18 protein-coding genes are annotated in these 19,513 nt (G+C 62.3%); 14 read left to right on the top strand and 4 right to left on the bottom strand.

Annotation, left to right across the window (positions count from 1 at the left end; all coding sequences use genetic code 11):
• The first annotated feature begins 12 nt into the window (after nt 1-12).
• Genes B2828_RS11240 through B2828_RS11225 form a run of 4 tightly spaced genes read left to right on the top strand, consistent with a single transcriptional unit; the run spans nt 13 to nt 3,729 of the window.
• A complete protein-coding gene (locus B2828_RS11240; protein WP_479633839.1) occupies nt 13-1,098 on the top strand; it encodes an ABC transporter substrate-binding protein in 1,086 nt (361 codons plus the stop codon).
• Nucleotides 1,095-2,111 (top strand): ABC transporter substrate-binding protein, encoded by a 1,017-nt coding sequence (locus B2828_RS11235; protein ID WP_479633838.1) that lies wholly within the window; start codon nt 1,095-1,097, stop codon nt 2,109-2,111. The genes B2828_RS11240 and B2828_RS11235 overlap by 4 nt, the downstream gene beginning before the upstream one ends.
• A gap of 10 nt (nt 2,112-2,121) precedes the next feature.
• On the top strand, nt 2,122-2,952 hold the full coding sequence (locus B2828_RS11230) for an ABC transporter permease (protein WP_479633837.1): 831 nt from the start codon (nt 2,122-2,124) through the stop codon (nt 2,950-2,952).
• Nucleotides 2,953-2,967: 15 nt separating this feature from the next.
• Nucleotides 2,968-3,729, top strand: coding sequence for an ABC transporter ATP-binding protein (locus tag B2828_RS11225; protein WP_479633836.1), 762 nt, complete (start codon nt 2,968-2,970; stop codon nt 3,727-3,729).
• Between the two features lie 4 nt (nt 3,730-3,733).
• On the opposite strand, the gene B2828_RS11220 is transcribed toward B2828_RS11225, so the two are convergent.
• Genes B2828_RS11220 through B2828_RS11210 form a run of 3 tightly spaced genes read right to left on the bottom strand, consistent with a single transcriptional unit; the run spans nt 3,734 to nt 7,907 of the window.
• Entirely contained in the window at nt 3,734-5,623 is a 1,890-nt protein-coding gene (locus B2828_RS11220; RefSeq protein WP_479633835.1) for an ABC transporter ATP-binding protein, read from the bottom strand.
• Entirely contained in the window at nt 5,613-7,364 is a 1,752-nt protein-coding gene (locus tag B2828_RS11215) for an ABC transporter ATP-binding protein (RefSeq protein WP_479633834.1), read from the bottom strand. Before B2828_RS11215 ends, B2828_RS11220 begins: the two co-directional genes overlap by 11 nt.
• A gap of 39 nt (nt 7,365-7,403) precedes the next feature.
• On the bottom strand, nt 7,404-7,907 hold the full coding sequence (locus B2828_RS11210; RefSeq protein ID WP_479633833.1) for a PadR family transcriptional regulator: 504 nt from the start codon (nt 7,905-7,907) through the stop codon (nt 7,404-7,406).
• Between the two features lie 342 nt (nt 7,908-8,249).
• Between B2828_RS11210 and B2828_RS11205 the strand changes: the two genes are divergently transcribed.
• From B2828_RS11205 to B2828_RS11195, 3 genes are read left to right on the top strand one after another with little or no spacing between them, the layout of a single operon-like run.
• The gene (locus B2828_RS11205; protein WP_479633832.1) at nt 8,250-8,906 is read left to right on the top strand and encodes a MotA/TolQ/ExbB proton channel family protein; all 657 of its coding nucleotides are present in this window, start codon (nt 8,250-8,252) and stop codon (nt 8,904-8,906) included.
• Nucleotides 8,878-9,456, top strand: coding sequence for an ExbD/TolR family protein (locus B2828_RS11200; protein WP_479633831.1), 579 nt, complete (start codon nt 8,878-8,880; stop codon nt 9,454-9,456). Before B2828_RS11205 ends, B2828_RS11200 begins: the two co-directional genes overlap by 29 nt.
• 22 nt (nt 9,457-9,478) lie before the next feature.
• Entirely contained in the window at nt 9,479-10,207 is a 729-nt protein-coding gene (locus tag B2828_RS11195; RefSeq protein ID WP_479633830.1) for an energy transducer TonB, read from the top strand.
• A 24-nt stretch (nt 10,208-10,231) separates the two neighbouring features.
• On the opposite strand, the gene B2828_RS11190 is transcribed toward B2828_RS11195, so the two are convergent.
• The gene (locus B2828_RS11190; protein ID WP_479633829.1) at nt 10,232-10,555 is read right to left on the bottom strand and encodes a hypothetical protein; all 324 of its coding nucleotides are present in this window, start codon (nt 10,553-10,555) and stop codon (nt 10,232-10,234) included.
• A 409-nt stretch (nt 10,556-10,964) separates the two neighbouring features.
• On the opposite strand from B2828_RS11190, the gene B2828_RS11185 reads away from it, so the two are divergent.
• From B2828_RS11185 to B2828_RS11155, 7 genes are all read left to right on the top strand, one after another.
• Nucleotides 10,965-12,209, top strand: a complete 1,245-nt coding sequence (locus tag B2828_RS11185; RefSeq protein ID WP_479633828.1) for an MFS transporter — start codon at nt 10,965-10,967, stop codon at nt 12,207-12,209.
• Between the two features lie 53 nt (nt 12,210-12,262).
• The gene (locus B2828_RS11180) at nt 12,263-13,480 is read left to right on the top strand and encodes a radical SAM protein (RefSeq protein WP_479633827.1); all 1,218 of its coding nucleotides are present in this window, start codon (nt 12,263-12,265) and stop codon (nt 13,478-13,480) included.
• Nucleotides 13,481-13,495: 15 nt separating this feature from the next.
• Nucleotides 13,496-14,371, top strand: a complete 876-nt coding sequence (locus B2828_RS11175) for a nucleotide-binding protein (protein WP_479633826.1) — start codon at nt 13,496-13,498, stop codon at nt 14,369-14,371.
• Between the two features lie 4 nt (nt 14,372-14,375).
• Nucleotides 14,376-15,797 (top strand): nitrogenase component 1, encoded by a 1,422-nt coding sequence (locus B2828_RS11170; protein WP_479633825.1) that lies wholly within the window; start codon nt 14,376-14,378, stop codon nt 15,795-15,797.
• On the top strand, nt 15,797-17,125 hold the full coding sequence (locus B2828_RS11165; RefSeq protein ID WP_479633824.1) for a nitrogenase component 1: 1,329 nt from the start codon (nt 15,797-15,799) through the stop codon (nt 17,123-17,125). Before B2828_RS11170 ends, B2828_RS11165 begins: the two co-directional genes overlap by 1 nt.
• A gap of 5 nt (nt 17,126-17,130) precedes the next feature.
• Entirely contained in the window at nt 17,131-18,114 is a 984-nt protein-coding gene (locus B2828_RS11160; RefSeq protein ID WP_479633823.1) for a 5'-methylthioadenosine/S-adenosylhomocysteine nucleosidase, read from the top strand.
• A gap of 82 nt (nt 18,115-18,196) precedes the next feature.
• Nucleotides 18,197-19,507 (top strand): NCS2 family permease, encoded by a 1,311-nt coding sequence (locus tag B2828_RS11155; RefSeq protein ID WP_479633822.1) that lies wholly within the window; start codon nt 18,197-18,199, stop codon nt 19,505-19,507.
• Nucleotides 19,508-19,513: the final 6 nt, after the last annotated feature.

Here is a 19,513-nt window from a genome sequence, read left to right as displayed (position 1 = left end):
TTCTTGGGCCATGTGTCACTCCGCAGCCGCAGCGACTGCGGAGTGACCTTGCATTACCTAGTCACCTTCATGAATATCCGAAATTTCGCCCGCCTGCTTCTCGGCGTTTCCCTCCTTTGGGGCGGCTCTCTATTCGCGTCCGGCGACAAGCCCAAGGTCATCCGGATCGGCCTCGGCGGCTCCGGTTTCGGAAAAACCTACACCACCGGCGTCTTCGGTTATCTCAAAGACCAGAAACTCCTGGAGGAAGAGTTCAAAGCCGACGGCATCCGGATCGAGTGGAACTTCTTCGCGGGCATCGGCCCCGAGCTCAACACCGCCTTTGCAAGCAACACCGTTGACATTTCTTCCTACGGCGATTTTCCCGCCATCATCGGAAAAGCCGCCGGAGTCAAATTCAAAGCCATCGCCGTCACCGGCCGCGATAGCAACATCTACATCGCCGTTCCCGTCAAATCCTCCGTGCAGAAAATCGAGGACCTCAAGGGCAAAAACGTCGGCGTCTACATGGCCGGCTACATGCGCCTGATCTTTGCGCGAAAGCTCGAAAACCTCGGGCTCGCGGAAAAAGATTTCAGACTCGTCAATGTCCGTCCCGCCGACGGCCAGAACGCCATCGCCAGCGGCCGCATCGACGCCTACGTCGGCGCCGCGAACCTGCTCATCCTGCGCAACGAAGGGACGGCCCGCATCATCTACACCAGCAAAGACGAACCCGCCGACTGGCGAGGCATGAATATCCTGCTCGTCTCCGAGCCCTTCCTCAACGCCTACCCAGAGATCGCCCGGCGCTTCCTCAAGCGTTACCTGGAGGGCGTGCGCTGGCGTTCGAACGAAGCCAACCGCCAGACAGCGCAGCAAATGGACGCCCGCGCGGGAACCCCCGTGGAAGTCATTGCCGAAGTCCACTCAGGCATCCCGCTTAAGGAACTCTACAACCCGCGCTTCGACGAAGCTTTCGTCAAACACTATCAAAACGCGATCGACTACGCCCACGGCAACGGGTGGATCACCACCAACATCGACCTCGAAAAATGGATCGACCGCGCCTTCCTCGAAAACACCCTTAACGAAATCAGATGGGACCATCAGCTATGAAACATCGCTTTACCGCCCTCGCCCTAAGCTTGCTCACGAGCTGGCTCACAACCAGCGCCGCATTCGCCACGGACGCCCCTAAAACCCTTCGCATCGGCGCGCTCGGCGGCGGCTTCGGGAAATCCTTTGGCACCGGCAACTTCGCCGTCATGCAGGCGCAGAAATCCCTCGAGGAGGAATTCAAAGCCGAGGGCATCAAAATCGAGTGGACGCTTTTCCCCGCGGGCCCGGCCATCAACGAAGCGCTGGCCAATAACAGCATCGACTTCTCCGACTACGGCGACCTGCCCACGATCATCGGAAAATCCGTTGGCGTAAAAACCGTAATGCTCGCCGCGGGCTACCGAGGCAACCTAACCTACATCGCCGTTCCCGCCAACTCGCCCGCGCAGAAAATCGAAGACCTCAAAGGCAAACACGTCGGCATCGCCAAGGGAACGTATTTTCACCTCGCCTTCGTACGCAAGCTGGAGTCCCTCGGCCTCACCGAGCGGAACGTCAAACTCGTCAACGTACGCTCCGCCGAGGGCCAGAGCGCCGTCGCCACGGGCGATCTCGATGCCTTCGTTGGCCCCGCCACCTTGACCAAACTGGCCGAAGGCGGAAAGATCCGGATCCTCTACAACAACAAGCAGGAACCCGAAGACTGGAAAGGCACCAACGCGCTCCTGGTCCAGGAAGCGTTCCTGAAAAAATACCCCGACATCACCAAGCGTTTCTTGAAACGCTTTCTCCTCGCGGCCCAGTGGAGATCGGACGAAAGCCACCGCGACGAGGCCCAGCAGCTCGACGCCCGCGCGGGCACGGATATCGCTCTGGTCCAGGAAACGCAATCCGGCCTGACGCTCACACAGCTTTACAACCCGCGTTTCGACGAAGCGTTCATCAACCATTACAAAAACGCCATCAGCCTCGCCAAACAAACGGGCCTCATCCAAAAGGAATTCGACGTGGAAACATGGATCAACCGGGAACTGCTCGAACAAGCCCTAGCCGAAATCGGCTGGCACTAGCCCCAACATCATGAGTATTACCCAGACCGCCAATCCCCCCCTGGCCCAAACCGGCCCGGCCATCAAGATCAACGCCCCGGGCCGGAAGCTCCTGGCCCGATGGAAAACCTTTGCCGGGCCGCTGCTCCTGCTGCTCATTTGGAAGGTCGTTGGCGACGCCCATATCGCACCCGATTCCCTGCTCGTCCCGCCGGGGAAGGTCGTCGAATCGGCCATCGATCTCATCAAAACCGACATCCTCGTGGATAACCTCCTCGTAAGCCTGAGCCGCGTGGCCAAAGGCTTCCTGGTCGGCTCATCGCTCGGGTTTTTCATCGGAGTCTTGACCGGCGTTTCCAAAGGCGCCGACGAATTTCTCTCCCCGCTCCTGCGAACCGTGCGCCAGGTACCGCTGCTCGGGTGGATGCCGCTCATCATCCTCTGGTTCGGCATCGGCGAGCTCTCCAAGGTCGTTTTCATCGCCATCGGCGCGTTCTTCCCGACCATGCTCAACACCGCCAGCGGCATCCGCGGCGTATCGAAGGAATACCTGGAAGTTGGCAAAGTTTATCAGCTCAACAAAGCGCGCCTTCTGTTTTTGATCATCATCCCCTCCGCGCTCCCCTCCATCGTCACCGGCGTGCGCCTCAGCATGAGCCTTTCGTGGATGATGGTCGTCGGCGCCGAGATGATCAGCGCCAACTCCGGCATCGGCCAGATGATGACAGCGACCCGCGACATGTTCCGCACGGACATCGTCATGGTCGGCATCATCGTCATCGGCATCGTCGGATTTTTTATCGACGTACTGATCAAAAAAATCGAAGCCGCCATCATCCGCTGGCAAATGACCGTTAAGTAACCGGAGCTTATCGCAATGTTGGAAATTCGAAACGTAAACAAAAGTTTTTGGATCGACTCGAAAGAGGTGCAGATCCTCAAGGATATTTCGCTCAAGGTAGCGCCGGGCGAATTCGTCTCCCTGGTGGGGATGAGCGGCTGCGGCAAGACCACGCTGCTGCGCCTGATCGTCGGCCTGGACGAAGAATACGACGGCGGCATTTTCCTTGGCGGCGAAAAGATCAAGGGCCCGAGCCGGAAGCGTGGCATCGTCTTCCAGGAGCCGCGCCTTTTCCCGTGGCTGAGCGTGGAGCGCAACGTCTCCCTCGCGCTCGGCGATCAACAGCGCAAGCACGCCAGCGGCACCGTCCAGAAACATCTCGAACTCGTCGGGCTCAAAGGCTTTGAGCGCGTCTCGCCCAAGCAACTCTCCGGCGGCATGGCTCAACGCGCCGCGTTCGCCCGCGCCCTGGTGGCGGCCCCGGATGTCCTGCTGCTCGACGAACCGCTTGGAGCGCTCGACGCCCTCACGCGCATCCATATGCAGCGCGAGTTGGAGCGGATCTGGCAGGAGGAAAAAACGACCATGGTAATGGTCACGCACGACATCGACGAGGCCATCCAGCTCAGCGACCGCGTAGTCGTCATGTCGAGCCGTCCCGGCGAGATTAAAGAAATCATCCCGATTGCCCTCCCCCGCCCCCGCGACAACAAGAGCCACGATTTCCTAGTCATCAAGAACCAGATCCTGGCCCACTTCCAATCCCAGGCCAAGCAGTACTTCAGCTGGGAAATCTAGCGCCCTACCCCGCCGCCAACGCGAGATCGTCGGCCTCTCCGCCCGGCTCCGATGAATCCGGCAAACCGGCGACAGCGTTCCACTGGCTCAAATAGAGGCGGCTGTACAGCCCGTTTCGCAACAGCAACTCCTCGTGCGTTCCGCGCTCGACGATCTCCCCCCGGTCAATGACGAGGATTTGATCCGCACCGCGAACCGTGCTCAAGCGATGGGCAATAACGAAGCTCGTCCGGCCGTGCATCAGCCGCAGCATCGCTTCCTGAATGTGGCGCTCGGTGCGCGTATCCACGCTGCTGGTGGCCTCGTCCAAGATAAGGATGCGCGGATTGGCCAGAATGGCTCGGGCGATGGCCAGTAACTGGCGCTGCCCCTGGCTCAGGTTGCCGCCGCGCTCGGTGAGCAGCGTATCAAGCCCGAGAGGTAGGCGCTCAATGAAGTGGTCAGCATTAGCCAGCCGGACCGCCGCATCGATCTCCTCGGCAGTAGCGTCCAACTTTCCGTATCTGATATTATCTCGTATCGTTCCGGTAAATAGGAACGTATCCTGGAGCACGATCCCGAGCTGCCGCCGCAGGGTCGCTTTCGGGAAGTCCCGGATATCGCGACCGTCAATGGAGATCCGGCCATGCTCGATTTCGTAAAAACGGGTCAGCAGATTGATGATCGTCGTCTTGCCCGCGCCCGTCGGCCCGATGAGCGCGATGGTTTCGCCTGGCCGCGCGCAGAGGTCTACCCCGCGCAGCACGGGAGTGCCCGCCCGGTAAGAAAAGCTCACGTCCTCAAAGACCACCTCGCCCTCGATCGCCCCGGCCTCGCTCACCGCGGGCGCATCCTTCTCCGGCGCTTCGTCGATAATCTCAAACACCCGCTCCGCCCCGGCCAGCGCGGCCTGGAGCACGCCGTAGAGGTTGGCGATCTCATGCAGCGGCCGCCCAAACTGCCGCGTATAGTTAACGAACGTCGCAATCGTCCCCACCGTGGCCATTCCCCAAACCGCCATCACGCCCCCCACCCCGGCTACGATCGCCAGGCCGCAGTTGTTGATCACATTCATGAGGGGCCCACCGAAGCCGCTGAAAATCTGCGCCCGGATGCCGCCGTGCTGCCACTCGCGGTTGGCGGCGTCGAACTGCCCGATGACCGCGCGCTCCTGGTTGTAGGCCTTCACCACGTGCTGGCCGCCAATAGTCTCCTCAATAAACCCGTAGAGCCGCCCGAGCGCCGCCGATTGAATCCGAAACGCCTCGCGCGCCCGGCGGCTCAGCCATCGGTTGACCACAATCGTCAACGTCACCACCGTAATAAGACTCACCGGGGCCAGGTACGGGTTAAGGACGAACATCGTGATGCCAATGCACAGCGTACTGAGTGTGCCGGAGGCGATCTGCGTCACCCCGCCGCTGAAAACCTGGTTGATATTCTCCACATCATTCGTCAACCGGCTCATCAGCTCACCGTGGACGCGTTGGTCAAAGAATTGCAGCGGCAGGTGTTGCAACTTGGCGAAAAGATCGGTGCGAATATCGCGCACGGCCCGCTGCGAGGCCCCGTTCATCACGTAGTTTTGCAGCCAGTTAAAAAACGAGCTGGAAGCATAGACCAGCAGCATCAGGCCCGCGATGCGCCAGAGCCCATCCAACCGGCGAGGGATGATGTGGTGATCCACGGCCCGCCCGAGCAACAGCGGCCCCATCAGGTCGAGACCGGAAGTCAGCGCGACCAAGAACGATGTCAGAATGAGCGACCCTTTCTGCCGCTTGAGATAATACCCCAGCCGCGCCAGAGTCCGCCGGGTATCCCGGGCCCGTTCGGTCGCCCCGGACGGGCGGGCCGCAGGGCCTCCAGGTCCCGGCAGACGCAGGGTACGTTCGATCCTCGGCGCTCTAGTTTGCATGGCTTAGCACTCCGTTCTGCATCTGCGATTCATAAATTTCCGGGTACACCGGGCTGCTCTCCAGCAGTTCCTGGTGGGTTCCCTCGGCAACGATGGCCCCGTCGTCCAGGACCAAAATTTTGTGTGCCTTGAGCACCGCCGCAACCCGCTGGGCAACGATAAGGCGCGTCTGCGCGCGGGCGTTTTGCGAGAGCGCCTCCTGGATGCGGGCCTCAGTCTGCACATCGACCGCGCTCGTGCTATCGTCGAGAATCAGGATGCCCGGCTGCGGCAACAGTGCCCGCGCAATAGCCAGGCGCTGCTTCTGCCCGCCCGAAAGATTCACGCCGCGCTGGCCCACCACACTATCGTATCCCTCCGGCAGCGCCCGGATATAGTCATCCGCCTGGGCCGCGCGGGCAGCCGCAAGAACTTCATCCTCCCCGGCCCCAGGACGGCCATACTTGATATTATCTCGGATCGTCCCCCGGAACAGAATAGATTCCTGGAGCGCGATACCAACAGCCCGGCGCAGCTCCCCGGTCCCGAGATCGCGCAGATCCACGCCGTCGAGCGTAACGCGCCCCTCGGTGGGGTCGTAGAACCGGGCGGCCAAAGCGGCGATGGTCGATTTCCCCGATCCCGTCGCACCTAAAATCGCAACCGTCTGCCCCGGCTCCGCCACGAAGCTGATATGACGCAGCGCCGGTTGCTGCGCCTGGCCCTGGTAGCTGAAGCTCACGTCCTCAAACACCAGACGCCCCCGCGACGCCCCCCGCTCCACCGGCATCGGCGGCTCCTTCAAGGCCGGTTCGCTCTCCAGCACCTCGATCACCCGCGCCGCCGAAGCCTGCGCCCGCGACACCCGCACCACCACCATGCTCACCGTCTGGAGCGAAAAGAGCGTCTGCCCCAGGTAATTGATAAACGCGATCACCTGGCCGACCCGCAGCCCGCCCGCGCTCACGTGCACACCCCCGAGCCACACCGCCGCCACGATGGAGGTGTTCAAAATCAGCATCATCGCGGGCCCGGTCAGCGTACTGAGTCGTACCGCCGCGATGTTCTTTTGCATCAGCTCCTCGTTCGCCCGTCCGAACCGCGCCGACTCATGCACCGCCCGCGCAAACGCCTTGACTACCCTTACCCCGGCCAGGTTCTCCTGGAGCACCGTATTGACCGCATCCAGCCCCTGCTGCACCCGCGTAAACCGCGGATAGATCCGCGTCATGATCGAGGCGAGCACAACGACCACCATCGGAATGAGTAGGAGATAAAGCACCGACAGTCGGACGCTGGTGAGCACCCCCATGATCACGCTGCCCAGGAGCGTGAGCGGAGCGCGCACCATCATCCGCATCATCGTCATGACGATCTCCTGCACCTGGTTGACATCCCCCGTGAGCCGCGTAATGAGGCTGCCCGTTTCGATCCGGTCCAGGTTCGCAAACGAGAGCGTCTGCACTTTCCGAAAGAGCGCCCCGCGCAAATCCGCCCCAAAGCCCTGGGCCGTGAGCACCGCAAACACGCTGCACCCCGTCCCGCAACACATCGCCAGAAGCGCACACCCGATCATCGCGAGCCCGGTGTGCACCACCACGCTCATATTCATCGGCGTGATGCCCTTGTCGATCACATGCTGCACCATGCGCGGCTGCATCAGATCGAAGGTGACCTCCAGGGCCATCAGCACCGGAGCCGCCATCGCCCAGCGGCGGTACGGCTTCATAAACCGGCTCAGGCTTTGGATCTCGCGCTTCATATTCTTTTGGAGCGAAGTATTACTCGATAATTTACATCTTCAGCCCGTGATGATCCTCCGGATTTCGTTGCGACAATTCTCAATGGCGGCCCGGATGCGCCGGACGCCCTCCATATCGCCCTCATCCGAAAAATGGCGGACCCCATTCCAGACCGTTCGCCCGAGATGCTCCAGGTCTTCCTCCACGAAGCCCGTCTCGGCCTCGCTGGCCGCCGTCTGCACGGGCACCTTGAAGCGGTTCCAGAACGCCTCGATATCCTCCGCGCGCTCAATCAGCTCCGCCTCGCCGGACTCCGAAAGCCGGTAGTTGCGCCTCCCATTCTCAAACGTCGCCGTCACCCACCCTAGGTCCACCAAGTATTGCAGCGTGGGGTAAACCGCCCCTGGACTCGGAATATACTGGCCTGCGGAGCGTTCCTCCAGCGCCTTGATCACATCGTAGCCGTATTTCGGCTCCCCGCGCAGTGCATCCAAAAGAACAAAACGCACTTCGCCCCGCTTGGCTTTGAGGCCCGAATTCCGTCGTTTCAGTAGGTCGTCCATAAAAGAGAAGGTCTTTCAAAAAGGTTCGCGATATATCGTGACTGGGTCAAATAATTATTTTTCGAAAAAAGTTTTTGACGAATCGAGCCTGGGAGGGCATGATCCTGCCATATCCTACCTAGCATATAGGTGGACGCCGCCGAAAATACTCCATCGCTCATTAAATGCAACGCTGTAGTAACAATTCGGAAAGAGTAGCAGCGCGACAGCCCATGCTCGCATAGCACGGTTGCGCGCACCGATTTCCTCTACTCGCCAGGCCCTTACGAGTCCCATACACCCTAGCCTCGCCGACAACCGGCGGTATCGCGGGGAAAAATTTCTTCTTAATTTCAGAGCCCTATGAGCATTCAAAATGTTGTCATCGATACTTTTTTTAAAGGAGGCCCGATCATGTGGCCGATCCTTGCCACGTCGCTCGTGGCCGTGGCCGTCGTAGCGGAGCGCTCCGTCTGGTGGTTCTGGCTGCGCACCAAAGCCGAGCCGCATAAACTCGATAAGGTCTATTCCCTACTCGAAGAGGGGGAGATCGACCAGGCAATGAAGCTCTCCAGCCAGTCGGCGGACCCGATCTTACACGTTATCGCCCAGGGCCTTAGCCATCACCACACTTCCCTGGAGAACGCCCTCCAGGTTGCGGCGGGCATCGAGCTGGAGCGGGCGGGCCGTTTCCTGACTGTTCTCGATACTATCGTCACCCTGGGGCCGCTGCTCGGTCTACTCGGCACGGTCACGGGCATCATGAACGCCTTTCACTTCGTCGGAAACGAGGAAGTAGCCGCCATCAAAGTCAGCGGCGGCATCGCAGAGGCCCTTATCGCCACGGCGACCGGCCTGACAATCGCCATCACGACCTTGATCCCGCTGAACTTCTTCACCACGCGGGTCTCCAAATTCACCTTCGCGCTGCAAACCGCCGCCACCAACGTCGAGGTATTGCTGAAAGCCATCGAAAAGCCGGAGCACAAACATGAAGCTGCTTTCACCCCTTCCAAGTAAACGCGTCCGCATCGAGATCATCCCGCTCATCGACATCATGTTCTTCCTGCTCGCGTGCATGATGCTCGTGAGCCTGAACATGATCCAGATGAAGGGCGTGAAGCTCAATCTGCCCACCGCCACGACGGCCACCCCGGAGAACAAATCGGACTTCATCACGCTCTCCGTGCGCAAAGAAGGCGCGCTCTTTTTGGACAAAGTGGAGATCGAGCGCGCAAACCTGATCGACGAACTCAAGCGCCGCAAAGCCGAGAAACCCGACCTGCGCGTCTACATCCAGGGGGATATCGAAGCCCTCCACGGCGACGTCATCGCAGTGCTCGACCGCGTGCGCTCGGCGGGCATCCAGAAGGTAGCCTTCCAGACCAAGGCCGACACCAACACCGGAGGCATTATCGACAAAGCACCCGGCAAGACCGAGCCCGCAGCCGCAGAAAGCTCGCAACCCGCCCGCCAAGCGGCAGCCCAGGCCACCCCAGCCGCACCGGCCCCCTCGGCCGCAGAAACAGCCCCGCCCGCCGCCTCCCCGGGCGCGCCCGCCGATCACTAGTCTTCCTTACTTCTTCTTCACCATGAGCACCGCATCCTTAGTCATCCGTCCGCACGCCGGGAACAATGCTTGGATCTTTGCGATTGCAGCCACCCTATTGTTTCATGGCCTGATCCTCAGCGCCGGGTACTACCGACCCCACGACACCCTGCTCGACTTGATCGCGCACGGCGCGCAGGAGGAAAACAATCCCCCGCCGCTCGAAGACGCCGTCGAGGTCGTGCAAGAGCCGGTCGTGGAAAAGGAAGTCCCCGAACCGCCCGCCGAAGCGAACCCGGAATTCATCCAACCCGTGGAAATTCCCAAAGTCGCCGAAGTCCCCAAAGCCGAGCCGACGCCCACGCCCGAGGCCACCCCCGCCCCCACGCCCGTCGTGGCCAAGACGCAGCCCGCTCCGGCGGCAACCGTCAAGCCGCACGTAGCCGCCGTACCCAAGCCAAGACCCGCGAATCCCTCCGTCGGCACCGGCAATGGCGATCCGAATTTCGCGGCGCAAAGCGTCGAAGTCGGCAACAAAGACTTCCCCAAACCGCCCTACCCCACCGAAGCCAGAATGCGCCGCTACCAAGGCGCCGTCGTCCTGGCCATCCACGTCATCAACGGCGAAGTGGCCGACGTCTCCGTTCAAAGCTCCTCGGGCTTCGGCATCCTCGACACCTCCGCCACGCGATGGGTGCAAACCCGGTGGCGCTTCCCCAAGGGCCTCACCCGACTTTTCAGCCAAAAACTTAACTATGCGCTAACCCAGTAACTACCCGCCGCCCCGCGCCCCGCATCAATCGGGGTTAAGCCTGACGTAGTACGGCCGCTGACTGTAATAGCGGGCCGCCACGGGCGAGACCTGATGCAGGCTCCGGTTGGGGCGTTGGAAATAGTAGCCGCCTTCGGACAACGGCGTTTCGCAGACCGCCAGCGACGCCTTCCGGGTGGTAACAAGATAAGCGCCCAAGCCAGGCCATTCGTAATTGCGCACCGTAAAAGGACGCTCCGGATGGGCCTGCAGGCAGACCGTTTCCACAACAGTCCGGCCACCGGCATACAGCGCGGGCCCCCAGGCCAGCGCCACCAGCCCCAGCGACAGTTTAAGAATAGTTTTCATAAAAAATCTATGACCACGCCTCTTCCAGAAAGTGGCTCCCAAGAAGGAGTATCGCAGCCCGCTTCACGGCGGTCTTGCGCCCCCGCCGCTTTTCTTCCTGGCCCGGCGCGCAACGGCATAGATTTCCCCTTCGGCACGTTTTGCCGAGTCCCACTCCCTTTCCATAAGGATGGGCACCTTCCACCCCTACCAGGGGAAAAAGGTGTTCAGGAGCCGCGATGCATTGAGCCGCATCGGATTCCCGGCTCCACCCTTTACGCCCCGCTCACCCCGGGGCACAGGCCCAGACCCTAGCCAATCCACAAACCCAACCCTCGACGCACATTGTTATTACAAACTTACTCAACATGATTCAATACGCACCACCCGGTTCCGAAATCCCCTTCGCCTCCGCCTCCATCTCCAGCTAATGTCCACCCAACCCGCCGCTCCCAAAGTCGCCCGCCAGGGACTCATTGCGAGCTATCTCATCCTCAATATTGTCAGCGGCACCGTGGCCGGAGCCATGCAGATCGCCGTCCCGCTCTTCGCCCTGAGCCTCCACGCAGCCACGGGCCAGATCGGCCTCATCCGCGGCGTCTCCGGGATCGGCATTCTCCTGCTGGTGATCCCCGCCGGATGCCTCGTCGATCACTACGGGCCCAAGCGCCTGTTCCTCATCGGCGGCATCTGGGGAACCATCGGGACCTTCGTCCTGTCCTACGCCCACACCCCGGCCGCCATGGCCCTAACCATGGGCATCAGCGGCCTCCTGGGTTCGCTGAAAATGACCGCGATTAACGCGTCCTTCTACAACAACCTCCAGGCAATGGGCATCGAGAAATCCGGCTGGTTCAAAGGCTCCATGTCCGTCGGCCTCACCTTCATCGGACCGCTCGTCGGCGGCTACCTCGTGCATATCGTTCCCTACGGCCTCCTCTTCAAAGGCTTCGCCCTGGCCACCCTGCTCCCCATCGCGCTCGTGTACGTTTTCCACGACGACCCCGTACGCCACAGCTCGGCCACGGAATTCAAGAGCGCGCTCGGCCAGCAGCTAGCCGAATTCCGCAAACTAGTGGGACGGCGCGAACTCTACCTGCCACTGTTCACCGAGATGGTCTCCACCTCATTCTTCGCCACCTTCAGCGTCTTCATCGTCGTCATCGCCGTACAGTCCCTCGGCCTGCCGCCCACCACCGCCTCGCATTTGATGATCGTCGAAGGCGGCGTCTTCATCGCCACCGTCTTCATCGCAGGCCAGCTCATCAAGCTCGTCCGGGGCCTCACCCTTTACTTCCTAAGCATCGCGGTTGTCATCGCGGGGCTCGCCGGGCTGGCGCTCGCCGGGTCCTTTAATTCACTAATCGCCGTCGCTGCATTACTCGGCCTGGGCCTTGGATTCATCAACCTCACCGTCTCCTCGCGCATCGGCCTGATGAAGGGAGAGAAAGGCAAAATCGTCGGCCTATTCTCGGCGGCGGTCGGCATCGGCTCCTCGCTCGGGCCCATGCTCGGCGGTTTCATCGGAGACTGGTTTGGCACGCGCAGCATCTTCCTCGCGTTCATCCCCCTCTTCCTCGCCCTCGCGGTGGCAGCCTATCGGCAGGAGAAAAAAGCAGCCGCTCGCGACGGAATTCTCAGCGAAACCCCGGAGGAAGTCCCTTCATCCATCTAAACCAAGAAACGCTCTTCACCAACTCAGCAAACCGCAAGAAACAACATCACCATATGGCTACTACAGAAATACTTGAGGCCCCGCACGCCGCGGCCACCGACAAAGAGAATGCGAAACAAACCCTGCTCGACGAAGCCCGGCTGAGCCTCGACCTCAACGAACACGGCATCTTTTTCAACGCCGAGGAACTCGTCAAACTACAAGACCCCATCGAACTCGTCTCCGGCTTCGGATGGGGCCGTGGCCTCAGCGGATTCAAGCTGCCGCACGGCGTCAACGCCCACGGGCAATTCGCCAAATACACCCCCTATTCCCTCAAAGCCGAGGACGGCGAAGCGGTGCTCTACAAAGACAGCGAACGCATCGGCGCCGTCGAATTCAACCGCCACCACCCGGCCTCCGAACAGCGCCTGAGCACCGGCGAAAAAGTGCGCGACATCGTCAACGTCACCCAGTTCGGCGGCCTGCACGTCATGTACAGCAACGAGTGCTCGCTCAAAGACCTCGGCGAGGACTGCCTCTACTGCGCCTTCAACGAACGGGCGAAGGACGGCGAACGCTACAAAGTGCTCCTCAAAACGCCCAAACAAGTCGCCGAGGCCTACGACATCGCCCGCCAAGCTGGGACCGCCAACCACTTCCGCATCACCGGCGGCTTCGTCCCCGAGCGCCGCGAACTGGAGTACTACCTCGACGTAGCCGACGCCATTCACGACAAATACGACTCCTTCTACGGCTGCGCGGTCATCGGCGCCCCGGCGGATCTCAACGTCCTCCCGAAATACAAGGAAGCCGGCTACTCCACCGTCTCCACCAACATCGAAGTGTGGGACAAAAACATCTTCGCCGCCATGTGCCCCGGCAAGGAAAAGCGCAACGGCGGCTGGCAACACTGGGTAGACACCCTGCTCGCGTCAGTCGAAGTCTTCGGGCGCGGCAACGTCCACTCCACCATCGTCGGCGGCCTGGAGCCCGTGGAATCCACGCTGGCGGGCATCGAGTTCCTCGCCTCGCGGGGCGTCGTCTGCCATTTCAGCTCCTTCCGCCCCGAGAAAGGCACGCCGCTGGCCGGCTACCGCAGCCCCGAAGCCTCCTGGCACTGGGACCTGATGGACCGCGCCACCGACATCTACCAGCGCCACGGCTTCACCACGTTGCAAATGCACAACGGCAACGCGGCCGGCCCGCACAGCGCCCAAGTTCACCAAATCAAGTCCGGGGAATTCGTGGGAGACAAGCTGCTCCCCTGGAAATTCCCGGCGATCGACTAACACCGGCAACTTTTCATGAGCGCCAAAACAGCCAAACACATCGCCATCTACGGGAAGGGCGGCATCGGGAAATCGACGACCACCTCCAACATCGCCGCCGCCCTCGCCGAAGCGGGCCACCGCGTCATCCAGATCGGGTGCGACCCGAAGAGCGACTCCACCACCATCCTGCGTGGCGGCAACGACCTCCCCACCGTGCTTGACACCCTGCGCGAACACTCCAAGGTAAAACTTGAAGACATTTCGCTGGTAGGATTCAAAAACATCCTGTGCATCGAAGCCGGGGGCCCCGTCCCGGGCGTCGGCTGCGCCGGTCGCGGCATCACCGCTGCGGTCGAGCTCCTGCGCGAGCTCCATCTCTTCGAGCAATACGAGGCCGATTACGTCCTCTACGACGTGCTTGGCGACGTCGTGTGCGGCGGCTTCGCCGTGCCGATCCGCGATGGGCTGGCTCAGCGCGCTTATGTCGTCACGTCGTCGGATTTCATGGCGATCTTCGCTGCGAACAACCTCTTCAAAGCCGTCGCCAAATACGCCCCCTCCGGCGGAGCCCGGCTTGGCGGCGTGATTGCCAACGGCCTGATCGCCCCCTACGCCAAGCGGCTCGTGGACGACTTCGTGGACCGCACCGGCACCCACGTCGTCGGCTACGTGCCGCGTTCGCTCGTCGTCAACCAGAGCGAGCTTTACGGCAAAACGGTCATCGAAGCCGCGCCGGAAACCGACCAAGCCGAGATCTACCGCGGCCTGGCCCGGCACATTGTGGAGAACGAAGAAGTAACCATCCCGCGCCCGCTCAACGGGCCCGAACTCAAGGCCTGGGCCCGCGAATGGGGCGACCGGATCTTCAGCGTGGAAGCGGGGGAAATCCGGGAACAGGAAGCCATCTAGCACCGTGTCCACCCTAAACGATTACCCAGGCCGCGCCCCCGCCAGCCGCGAGAAGCGCCTCGACAGCGTCAGCGCCTACCTCGGCGAAGCCCGCGCGCTGCTCAAGGAATATGGCGGCGCGGAAGTCGACCAGCGCATCCGCACCTTCAGCCAAAGCGCTCCCGATGATCTCTTCGTCGCCCTGGAGGTCCTCTCGGGCCTTCGGGACACGGGCGTCATTATCCACGGCCCCCGGGGGTGCGCCGCCTCGCGCCTCCGGCAGTCGCTCGCCGAACATGCCGGGCCCTGGCTCGTCACCAACCTGACCCAGCGCGAGACCATCATGGGCGCGGATTCCAAACTCCGCGCCGCCGTCGCCGCTCTCTACCGGCGCTACCGGCCCAAGGCCATCTTCATCGTCGCCACACCGCCCGTCGCCATTAATAACGACGACATCCTCTCCGTGGTGGGCGAGCTGAGCGAAGAGCTGGGCGTCGTCATCCTGCCCATCTTCACCTCCGGATTCGCGTCGAAATCCTCCGCGCAGGGCTACGACGCCGTCTTTCACAGCTTCATCAAATACCTGCCCCAGCCCGCCGCCGAGGCCCGTGGCGAATGGATCAACCTCCTTGCCACTACGGAATCCGAGCCCGACCGCCGCGAAGCGCAGCGCCTCGTCGCGGCCTTGGGCGTCGATGCCCTCACGTTCCCGCACGGAGCCGCCGTGGAGGATTTTTCCCGCGCAGCGACGGCCCGCCTTTCGCTGCCGCTCGACTTCGACGCCGGGCACTACCTGGGCGAAGCGTTGCAGAATCTTCACTGCGTCCCATTTCTGCAAGTGCCCCGGCCCATCGGCCTCGCGGGCACGCGCAACTGGATCGCCGCGCTCGGCCAGGCGCTTGGCAAAGAAGCCCAAGCACGCGAACTCCATGCCAAAGAAGCCGCAGCCATCGCGCACGTCGTGGAGGCGGCGCCGCTGCGAGGCGTTCGCGTCTACGTCAGCGCCGCCCCCGCCACGGCCCTGGGTGTGCTCGATTTGATCCAGGAACTCGGTGGCGAAATCGCGGGGCTCACCGTAACGCACCTCGACCGGCTGCACCTCGAAGCCGTCGCGAAATACCAGGAGCGCTCGCCCGCCTTGCAGCTTCACATCGGCAACGGCCAGGGCTTCGAGGAGATCAACCTGCTCAAGCGCCTTCAGCCTCAGCTCTACATCGGCAGCGGCGTCCACCTGGTGCAGGCAGCCCAGCTCGGCATCCCGCCCGTCTTCCTTCCCCGCCTGCCCATCCTTGGCTACGCGGGCATCCAGGCCTTTGCGCACGAAACCGGCAAGGCCCTGCGCAACCAAGCGTTTCTCTCCTCGCTCGCCGCCCGGGCGCGCCTCCCCTACCAAGAGGCATGGACCCGCCGCAGCGCCGATTGGCACATCAAACAGGAAGTCAAATAATGAGCACAAGCTACATCGAACGCTCGCGGGGCAGCTGCGCCCTCCACGGCGCGCTGGCCACCTTCGGCGCCATCGAAGGCGTCGTCCCGGTGATCCATGCCACCTCGGGCTGCGGCGTCCAATACCAGCAGGGCGTCACCCAATTCGGCGGGGCCATCCCGGCCTGCGCCGCGTGGGGAAACCCGTTATCATCCAGTAATATCACCGAAAAGCACGTCGTCTTCGGCGGCGGATCGCGCCTGCGCGAACAGCTCAAAAACACCATCAAGCTGCTCCAGGGCGACCTCTACGTCGTCGTCACCGGATGCTCCACGGAAATGGTCGGCGACGACATCCCTGCCATGACCAAGGAGGGCCGCGAACAAGGCTGGCCCGTGATCTACGCCAATACGCCCGGCTTTCGCGGTTCGATCCACCGGGGTTACGAGCTGGCCGTGCACGCCCTCATCGAGCAGCTTCCCGGCATCCCTGGCCCAGAGCTCCCGCCGGAGCCCGGCCTCGTTAATCTCCTGGGCATCATTCCGCAGCAGGACCCGTTCTGGCAAGGCCACCTCCTCGGGCTGGAGCGCATTTTCGAAGCCGCTGGCCTCACCGCCAACCCGCTGCTCGGCCTCGGCCACGGCATCGACCGCTGGCGCCGCCTGCCCCAAGCCGCCCTCACCGTCGTCACCTCGCCCTGGGGCCGCGATGGCGCGCAGCTGTTGGAAGAAAAATACGGCACCCCCTGGGTCGAGCTCCACGGCATCCCCGTCGGAGCACGCGCCACCGGAGCCCTGCTCGACGCGCTCGCCGAACGCCTCCCCGTGGACGCCGCGCGCCTAGCCGCCTACCGCCAAACCCAAGAGAGCTGGTTCGAGCGCAACCTCGTCCGCATCGCGCCCCAGTATTACGCAGGAGGATTCCAGCAAGAGTTTGCCCTCGTGGGTGAGAGCGGGTTCGTGCCCGGAGCCGCCGAGTTCCTGGTCGAAACCCTCGGGCTCATCCCCAAGCTAATCGTCATCACCGATCCACTCGCAGAGGAAACCCGCGACGCCTGGGCCCAGCCGCTGCAAAGTCTAGTCGACACCTTCAAAGCCAAGCTCGCCTTTGCCGAAGACGCCGGAGAGATCGACGACCTGCTCCGGGCCAGCCACGCCGAGCTCATCATCGGCAGCTCACTCGACCGCCCCGTGGCCGACGAACTGCACGCCAGCTTCCTGCCCGTCTCCTTCCCGGTCGCCAACCGCCTGGTTCTCAACCGGGGCTACGCGGGCTACGAAGGGGGCCTCGCCTTTATCGAGGACCTAGGCAGCGCCCTGCTACGGGGCCGGAGCATCAAACTGATCTAGCTGTTATGATTTTATCATACTTCACCTTCCCCGCAATTACCACTCCGCTCCGCCGCAGGACCTCCCTCTGTTGGCTGCTGTTGTGGTTTTGCTTCCTGGCGGCAGGCGCGCTCCAAGCCCACGACCCTGCCGGGGAATTCGACGCCACCCCGCGCCTGGCCATCATCTCCGCCTTCCCTCCCGAGTTGCAGAAACTCCGCGACGAGGCGCAGATCACCGCCGAGCGGGTCATCAATGGCCGCCGCCACTATGTCGGGAAGCTCGCCGGGCATGACGTAGTGCTGCTCCTAAGCGGCATCAGCATGGTCAACGCCGCGATGACGACCCAGAGCCTGCTCGACCGCTTCGCCGTGCGCCAGGTCATCTTCTCGGGCATCGCGGGCGGCGTGAATCCGGGCCTGCACGTGGGCGACGTCACCGTCCCCGCCGACTGGGGTCAGTACCAGGAGCAGGTCTTCGCGCGGAAAACCGCCGACGGCTGGGACCAAGGGCCTTTCCCGGGCGAGTTTCCAAACTACGGCATGATCTTTCCGCACCACGTCCTGGTGACTCGCAAGAACAGTGAGCAATCGGAGAAAATCTTCTGGTTCCCTGCGGACCCCGAAGCCCTGAAAACCGTCGAGCGCATCGCGGGCGACATCCGGCTTTCCGGCCATACGTCCGATGAAAAGCAGCTTTCGCACACACCCCGGGTCGTCGTGGGCGGCCACGGCGTCAGCGGGTCCACGTTTGTCAATAATACCGAATACCGCCAGTGGGTCTGGGAGAGCTTCCAGGCCAACGCGCTGGACATGGAAACCGCAGCGGTGGCCACGGTCGCCTACGTCAACTGCGTCCCCTTCATCGCCTTCCGCTCCCTTTCCGACCTCGCGGGAGGCGGCGAGGGCAAGAACGATCTCCCCGTGTTTCTCAAACTAGCCGCCGAGAACTCCGCCACCGTCGTCCTCGCCTACCTCAATGCCCTCCCGCCCACCGCCGCGGCAAAATGATACCCGTTTCCCGGTCCCTTTCATTTTTTTTAAACGCGCAGGCTACCTCCGCCGCAGTAAAACTGGTATCCTCCCCTTCTCCATGCACCGTTACTTCCATTTCGAGCGCCACCAAACCGGCTATCGCCAGGAAATCGTCGCCGGGATCACCACCTTCCTGACGCTCGCCTACATCATCATCGTCAACCCGGCAATCCTTGAGGCCGCGGGCATCCCCAAGGGCCCGTCGATGACCGCCACCATCCTCTCGGCAGCTTTCGGAACGCTCTTCATCGGGCTCTACGCCAAGCGCCCCTTCGCCATCGCGCCCTACATGGGCGAGAACGCATTCATCGCGTTTACCGTCGTCAAAGTCCTCGGCTTTCCATGGCAGACCGCCCTCGGCGCAATCTTCATCGCGGGCGTTCTCTTCACCGTCCTGACGCTCCTCAACGTGCGGAGTTGGATGGCCAACGCCATTCCGCTTTCGCTTAAATACAGCTTTTCCGTCGGCATCGGGCTCTTCCTGACCTTCATCGGCCTAAACGAAACCGGCATCGTCGCCTGCGGCATTCCCGGCGCACCCGTTTGCCTCGGCTCCCTGTCAGCCCCGCCCGTGCTGCTCGCCATTGGCGGCTTCTTCCTCATCGCCTGGCTCGTCGTCAAACGCGTGCACGGTGCCATGATCATCGGCATCCTGACCGTCACGCTGCTTTCCATCGGCTTTGGCATCAGCAAAGCGCCCGGAGCCTGGATCGCGCTGCCCCCCAGCCCGCTGCCGTTGCTGGGCCAGCTCGACATCCTTGGAGCGCTCTCGCCAAAAGCCTTTCCCGTCGTCGTCATCGTATTCGTCATGGCGTTTGTCGATACCGTGGGGACCTTGATCGGCCTCTCCTCGCTCGCGGGCTTGCTGGACAAACACGGCAACCTGCCGGAGATCGAAAAACCGATGCTCGCCGACGCGCTCGCCAACCTCGTCGCCCCCATCCTGGGCACCACCACTTCAGGCGTTTACATCGAATCCGCCGCGGGCATCAAAGAAGGCGGCCGCACCGGGTTCACCGCAGTGGTTGTCGCCGCGCTCTTCCTGCTCTCGCTCTTCTTCGTACCGGTCTTCACCGCCGTACCGCCGCACGCCTACGGAACCGCGCTCATCATCATCGGCGTGTTCATGATCGCTCCCGTCGCGAAAATCAACTTCGCCGACTTCACCGAGCTCATCCCCGCCTTCCTCACCATCGTGCTCATCAGCTTTTCCTACAACATCGGCGTCGGCGTCACCGCCGGGCTCATCAGCTATCCCTTTTTCAAGCTGATCACAGGCCGCCGCCGCGAAGTTCCCCTCCCCTTGTGGGTGCTCGCCGCGCTCTCGCTGCTCTTCTACGCCGTCTACCCCTACCACCTGGCACATTAGTCACTA

This window comes from Spartobacteria bacterium UBA695 (genome assembly GCA_002298145.1).
Taxonomy (GTDB): Bacteria; Verrucomicrobiota; Verrucomicrobiia; order Chthoniobacterales; family Chthoniobacteraceae; genus UBA695.
The sequence above is the reverse complement of the archived record's forward strand: the minus strand, read 5'-3'. Positions and strand labels throughout refer to the sequence as shown.

Excerpts from the sequence above, each read along its gene's own strand:
- B2828_RS11210 (WP_479633833.1), bottom strand. The coding sequence starts at position 7,907 with ATGGACGACCTACTGAAACGACGGAATTCGGGCCTCAAAGCCAAGCGG.
- B2828_RS11175 (WP_479633826.1), top strand. The coding sequence starts at position 13,496 with ATGAGCGCCAAAACAGCCAAACACATCGCCATCTACGGGAAGGGCGGC.
- B2828_RS11235 (WP_479633838.1), top strand. The coding sequence starts at position 1,095 with ATGAAACATCGCTTTACCGCCCTCGCCCTAAGCTTGCTCACGAGCTGG.
- B2828_RS11230 (WP_479633837.1), top strand. The coding sequence starts at position 2,122 with ATGAGTATTACCCAGACCGCCAATCCCCCCCTGGCCCAAACCGGCCCG.
- B2828_RS11215 (WP_479633834.1), bottom strand. The coding sequence starts at position 7,364 with ATGAAGCGCGAGATCCAAAGCCTGAGCCGGTTTATGAAGCCGTACCGC.
- B2828_RS11190 (WP_479633829.1), bottom strand. The coding sequence starts at position 10,555 with ATGAAAACTATTCTTAAACTGTCGCTGGGGCTGGTGGCGCTGGCCTGG.
- B2828_RS11195 (WP_479633830.1), top strand. The coding sequence starts at position 9,479 with ATGAGCACCGCATCCTTAGTCATCCGTCCGCACGCCGGGAACAATGCT.
- B2828_RS11180 (WP_479633827.1), top strand. The coding sequence starts at position 12,263 with ATGGCTACTACAGAAATACTTGAGGCCCCGCACGCCGCGGCCACCGAC.
- B2828_RS11160 (WP_479633823.1), top strand. The coding sequence starts at position 17,131 with ATGATTTTATCATACTTCACCTTCCCCGCAATTACCACTCCGCTCCGC.
- B2828_RS11200 (WP_479633831.1), top strand. The coding sequence starts at position 8,878 with ATGAAGCTGCTTTCACCCCTTCCAAGTAAACGCGTCCGCATCGAGATC.
- B2828_RS11155 (WP_479633822.1), top strand. The coding sequence starts at position 18,197 with ATGCACCGTTACTTCCATTTCGAGCGCCACCAAACCGGCTATCGCCAG.
- B2828_RS11220 (WP_479633835.1), bottom strand. The coding sequence starts at position 5,623 with ATGCAAACTAGAGCGCCGAGGATCGAACGTACCCTGCGTCTGCCGGGA.
- B2828_RS11225 (WP_479633836.1), top strand. The coding sequence starts at position 2,968 with ATGTTGGAAATTCGAAACGTAAACAAAAGTTTTTGGATCGACTCGAAA.
- B2828_RS11205 (WP_479633832.1), top strand. The coding sequence starts at position 8,250 with ATGAGCATTCAAAATGTTGTCATCGATACTTTTTTTAAAGGAGGCCCG.
- B2828_RS11165 (WP_479633824.1), top strand. The coding sequence starts at position 15,797 with ATGAGCACAAGCTACATCGAACGCTCGCGGGGCAGCTGCGCCCTCCAC.
- B2828_RS11185 (WP_479633828.1), top strand. The coding sequence starts at position 10,965 with ATGTCCACCCAACCCGCCGCTCCCAAAGTCGCCCGCCAGGGACTCATT.